General features: G+C 61.5%; 5 protein-coding genes. 4 read left to right on the top strand and 1 reads right to left on the bottom strand.

Going from position 1 to position 5000, the window contains the following annotated elements; all coding sequences use genetic code 11:
- The first annotated feature begins 254 nt into the window (after window positions 1-254).
- Entirely contained in the window at window positions 255-1277 is a 1023-nt protein-coding gene (locus AC07U4_RS24720; protein ID WP_495197591.1) for an IS110 family RNA-guided transposase, read from the top strand.
- A gap of 341 nt (window positions 1278-1618) precedes the next feature.
- Here the strand turns inward: AC07U4_RS24720 and AC07U4_RS24715 are convergent, their stop codons facing one another.
- Window positions 1619-2554 carry an arginase family protein gene (locus AC07U4_RS24715; RefSeq protein WP_495197590.1) on the bottom strand — a complete coding sequence of 312 codons (936 nt, stop codon included), beginning with the start codon at window positions 2552-2554 and terminating at the stop codon, window positions 1619-1621.
- A 181-nt stretch (window positions 2555-2735) separates the two neighbouring features.
- Here AC07U4_RS24715 and AC07U4_RS24710 point away from each other — a divergent pair, with 181 nt between their 5' ends.
- The 3 genes from AC07U4_RS24710 to AC07U4_RS24700 all read left to right on the top strand — a co-directional run bounded on the left by AC07U4_RS24710 (window position 2736) and on the right by AC07U4_RS24700 (window position 4788).
- Entirely contained in the window at window positions 2736-3101 is a 366-nt protein-coding gene (locus tag AC07U4_RS24710; RefSeq protein ID WP_495197589.1) for a helix-turn-helix transcriptional regulator, read from the top strand.
- Window positions 3098-3604, top strand: coding sequence for a hypothetical protein (locus tag AC07U4_RS24705; RefSeq protein WP_495197588.1), 507 nt, complete (start codon window positions 3098-3100; stop codon window positions 3602-3604). Before AC07U4_RS24710 ends, AC07U4_RS24705 begins: the two co-directional genes overlap by 4 nt.
- A gap of 119 nt (window positions 3605-3723) precedes the next feature.
- Window positions 3724-4788 (top strand): sodium:calcium antiporter, encoded by a 1065-nt coding sequence (locus AC07U4_RS24700; RefSeq protein WP_495197587.1) that lies wholly within the window; start codon window positions 3724-3726, stop codon window positions 4786-4788.
- The last annotated feature ends 212 nt before the right edge of the window (window positions 4789-5000 follow it).

The raw sequence follows: 5000 nt of genomic DNA, 5'->3' as shown, positions 1-5000 counted from the left end.
ATAGAACAGCGCCCGCGGCACGCGGCTTCCTGCCTTGGAGGAAATCATACACCTCCCGGTGCCTGATTTCCTTCACAACATAAGCCATTTCTGGCTGACCGGCTCGGCTCGCTCAAGCGGTCAATCCTCTTGTATGAACAAGCGGCAGGTTTCGGGCAGCGGAAATGTGTGCGTGAACGACCGGAAATGATGACGTGGACGGCTCTCCAACCCGCCTGCAGAATGATCTGCGTAGAGCCGGAAGGAGAACTGCGATGGGCAGCGTCACCACGATAGGTCTAGATCTCGCGAAGAACGTGTTCCAGGTGCATGGCGTCGATGCGGAGGGCGTGGCGGTGATCCGCCAGCGGCTGACCCGTGGGCGCATGCTGAAGTTCTTCGCCAAGCTACCGCCATGTCTGGTCGGTATCGAGGCGTGTGCGACCTCGCACTACTGGGCACGCGAGCTGGTTTTGCTCGGGCATGACGTGAAGCTGATGCCGGCGCAGTACGTGAAGCCGTACGTCAAGCGGGGCAAGAACGACGCGGCCGATGCGGAGGCGATCTGCGAGGCGGTGACCCGCCCGACGATGCGCTTCGTCGGCATCAAGTCGCCCGAGCAGCAGAGCGCGATGATGCTGCATCGTGTTCGCCTGATTCTGAATCGCCAACGGACGCAGTTGTCGAACGCGATGCGGGCGCACCTGGCCGAGTTCGGGATCGCTGCGCCGATCGGCAGGAACGGCATCGAGCAGCTCCTCGACGTCATCGCCGACCCGACTGACGAGCGGGTGCCGACCGATGCGCGGTTCTGCCTGGAGATGCTGGCGGTTCAGCTGCGCATCGTGAAGGAGCAGATCCTGGAGAACGACCGCCGCATCCTGGCGAGCGCACGCGAGACCGAGCTTGGCCGTCGGCTGATGGAGATACCCGGCGTGGGGCCGCTGCTCGCCAGCGCCATCGTCGCCACCGTTCCCGATCCAGCGATCTTCCGCTCAGGCCGCAACCTCGCCGCGTGGATCGGCTTGGTGCCGCGGCAGAACTCCAGCGGCGGCAAGGAGCGGCTCGGCGGCATCACTAAGGCCGGGCATCAGTACCTGCGCCAGATGCTGATCGTCGGCGCCATGGCGGTCGTGCGCTTTGCCGAACGTAACGGTGCCAAGCGGCCGTGGCTTGTTCAGCTGCTTGCCCGCCGCAAGGCCAAGGTCGCCGCGGTTGCGCTCGCCAACAAGAACGCACGCATGATCTGGGCGATGATGTCCAGCGGCGAACGCTATCGCGAGCCGCAGGCCGCGTAATAGATACGGCGCGGGCGACCGCGCCTGACGAGGTTGGAAAGGGCGATCAGGAGCTAATGCAACAAGCCGGTTGAACCGCCGGATCGGGAAAACCCACAATGACCCAAGCACCTCGAGTGCGCGGAAGTGATCGGGACCCGAGACGCGCGAATGGCATTACGGCCAGCGGCGCTATGAGCCGCACCAACAGGTCGGACACATGGCCGCACCAACCAGCAACGCGAAGCAACTGTTCGAGCTTGCCAACGGAGGGCCGTCCACACATGGGTCATTCGACCACTTTTGGACGCCAAGTGGATTGCAGGCTCTGGCCTCCGATCTGATCGTCGACGCCGCCCGCGCTAGCGGCGCATCACCGCCATGAGTGTAAGTCCCAACCGTGCAGCGAGTAGGGCGGACGAACGTGCGGCATCATCTCGGTCGGGAACATATTCCGCAATGACTGCTCCGACTATCGTGCCCCGCGCCATGAGACCGTCGAACAGAGCAAGCATATCCTCATAGTCGAGGCCTCCCGTAGTCGGCATCGCTACGGCAGGGAATACGGCCGGGTCTAGACCGTCGCAATCGATCGAGAGGACGAAGCGGCCGCCAAGGGGAAGACGATCCAGAGCGGCATCGGCTCCATCCCGATGCCACTGCCGACTGGTGATAAGCTTGCTGCCCCAGTCGCGAGCATCGTCATGCTGCCACACTTCGCCGCTGCCAAGGCCCCGAATACCGATTTGCAGCATACCTTCGACCCACGGCAACTCAGCGGCCCGACGCATCGGCGAGCCATATCCCATGTTCTCCCCGCGGATTTCGTCGGCCCAGTCGACATGGGCATCGACCTGCACGATCGTGACCGGACCATGTCCATCAAACCCGGCGAGGACGGGAATGGGCACGGAATCGTCTCCACCCAAGACAAGGGGGAACGCGCCTGCTGCGAGGATGCCGGCTGTCGCTGCCGTGATCCTGCTGCGGTTGCCGAAGGCATCGCGGACACGCGTTTTGACATCGCCCAGATCTCTGCCGACCCATTTGATGGGGCGCTCTTCGGATAGCAAGGTTCGTCCTGTATCGAAGTCGTGCTGCTTGAGTTGACCAGCCAAGGCCTTCGACGCGGCTCGGATCGCGCCCGGTGCTTGTGCCGAATGGCTGGCGACAGCAGCGTCATAGGGTGTGGCCTCACTCGCGCCGAAAACCGCAACCTGCCCCGGTGCCAGATCGTCGAGCCGTCCAACGGGAAGGCCAGCGAAAGTCGGATATTCGAAATCAACAGCTTTGCTCATCAGCAACTAATGATCTCGCGCGGATCTTGTTGCGCACATGAGCCACGCCCCGTCAGCAATGAGCCGCTACCGACACCAGATCTCAGATGAGCAATTCGCCGACCCAGGAATGCGTTTACCGACACGGAGCGGCCGCTGATGGTCCTATCACCCCGAGACAGCTATCTTCATGTCGTTACTCGTGGCCCTGATCGAGGACGTTGGCTCGTGCTCAAAACTTTCCGGCGCAAACGACAATAGCCAATTGCTTTCTCGTCAAAATGTTGTGCATACACAACGTATCGTAGCGAGTCGGGTATTTGAAGCTTTGCATAACAGAATTGCGGTTTTCCGCGCCGAGCGTGGGTTGTCGCGTCGGCAGCTCGCGGAGGCTGTGGACGTCAACCCCCAGACGATCGGGTATCTTGAGCGTGGCGATTACAAGCCTAGCCTTGAGCTCGCCCTTAAGGTCGCAGGGGTGTTCAACGTGCCTGTCGAGCTGATCTTCTCGCTCACCCCGTTCGAAGCGATCGCAAGTAGCCTGCGGCGGATAGGAGTGGAGCGATGAGCAACCGGGAGCATCGTCTTCTCACATGGCTAGATCGCTCGGTGATGTGGACGGGTGTGCCCGCCATGGCAGCGGGAACACAGCGCAAGCGCCACCTGCGTTGGCCACCGCTGCTGGCTCTGTTAGTTGCCAGTGCTGGGTTACTCTGGTGCGTTTTGCACCCAGGCCGCAGCTACTGGATTGGCTATTCATTGATCATGGTGGGCTTTTTCGTCGCCATGCTCATGCCAAACTGGGGCCCACTGCGTCGCTTCAGCGAGCGCGCGGACGAGTTCGAGCGGCAGCAGCGGCGTGACTCTTTTCTAGTTGGATTTGCAACAGTGGCAGTGGCTGCGTTCGCAGGAATATGGCTTACGGTTGGCCTCCTCGCGATGCAGGTGTGGTCGACCCTTGTTGCTCAACAGGAACTTACCGCGCTCGCTTTTTACATGATGGCGTTGTTCAGTGCAGTGCCGACGCTGCACGCTAGTTGGCGCACCCGCCCGCTCAACGACGAGGAATAGCGCTGCTTACGACGGCCGATGAACTCACGATACTGGAGCGTGGCTGATTGTGGAACGCGCGGTCGCCTGAAGCGCTGGAATGGATCGCCCGTCGCTCACCCCCAAACTGAAAGTTCCGCATGTTCGATGGACTCGGCCTGCCGGTTTTGCTCGCGATCTTTGCCGCCTGCGCGGGTGTGATCTGGGTCGCGGGCGTGAAGCTAGCTGATACGACGGACATCCTGTCCTCGCGACTTCACCTGGGCAAGGCGCTCGGCGGTATCATCGTACTCGCAATAGCCACCAACCTGCCCGAGGTTGCGATCACCGTCAGTGCGGCGCTGGCAGGCAATTTAGGGGTGGCGGTCGGCAATATCCTGGGCGGCATCGCCATCCAGACGGTCGTGCTCGTGGCGATGGACATCGCCATGAAGGAGAAGGTGCCGCTGACTTACCGCGCCGCCAGCCTTACGCTGGTCGTGGAGGCGGTGCTGGTCGTGGTGGTCTTGATCGTGTCGATCATGGCAACGCAGTTGCCGGGCACGCTCATCGCGGCCCGCCTGACTCCCGGAGCGGTGTTGATCGGCGTCTTGTGGGTCGTTGGTGTGTGGCTTTCCAGCAAAGCCAGCAAGGGGCTGCCTTGGCAAGATACGAGCGGCACCGCTCCCGACGGGCAAAAAGAACCCAAGGGCCACTCGCAGGCAAAGAAGGATGACGCCTCCGGACAGCGCGGCGAGAGTACGATTCACGTCGCATTGGTCTTCGGCGCTGCGGCGCTCGCGACCTTGGCAGCCGGCGTACTCCTGGAGCGAAGCGGCGATGCCATAGCCGATCACATCGGCCTCAGCGGGGTCCTCTTCGGGGCAACGGTACTTGCGGCCGCCACGTCGCTGCCCGAGCTTTCGACAGGCATCACCTCGGTGCGTATGAAGGACTATCAGCTTGCCGTCAGCGACATCTGCGGTGGAAACGCCTTTCTTCCAGTCCTTTTCCTCCTTGCCGTCGTCATCTCCGGCAAGGCGGTGTTACCTGATGCTCAGGCAAGCGACATCTACCTTGCGGGCCTTGGAGTGTTGCTGACCTGCGTTTACGTCGCAGGCCTAATTTTCCGATCCAAGCGTCAAATTTGGCGGATGGGTATCGATTCCTTCGCCGTGCTTACCCTTTATGCCCTGGGCGTGGGGGGGGCTGTTCGCAATATCTAGCGGTCACGGCAGTTGAGCCGCTTACTTCAAAACGCGACCTTCTTCGGTGAACGCCGGCCTTTGAAACTAGCCGTATCAAACATGAACATGCGTCCGAAGTTGGGAGTAGAGAAGGAGCGCGTGAATGACCGCTTCTGTGAAGGAAATCAGGCACCGGGAGGTGTATGATTTCCTCCAAGGCAGGAAGCCGCGTGCCGCGGGCGCTGTTCTAT

It is taken from the genome of Sphingomonas sp. GW821-FHT02B09, assembly GCF_059421875.1.
The sequence above is the reverse complement of the archived record's forward strand: the minus strand, read 5'-3'. Positions and strand labels throughout refer to the sequence as shown.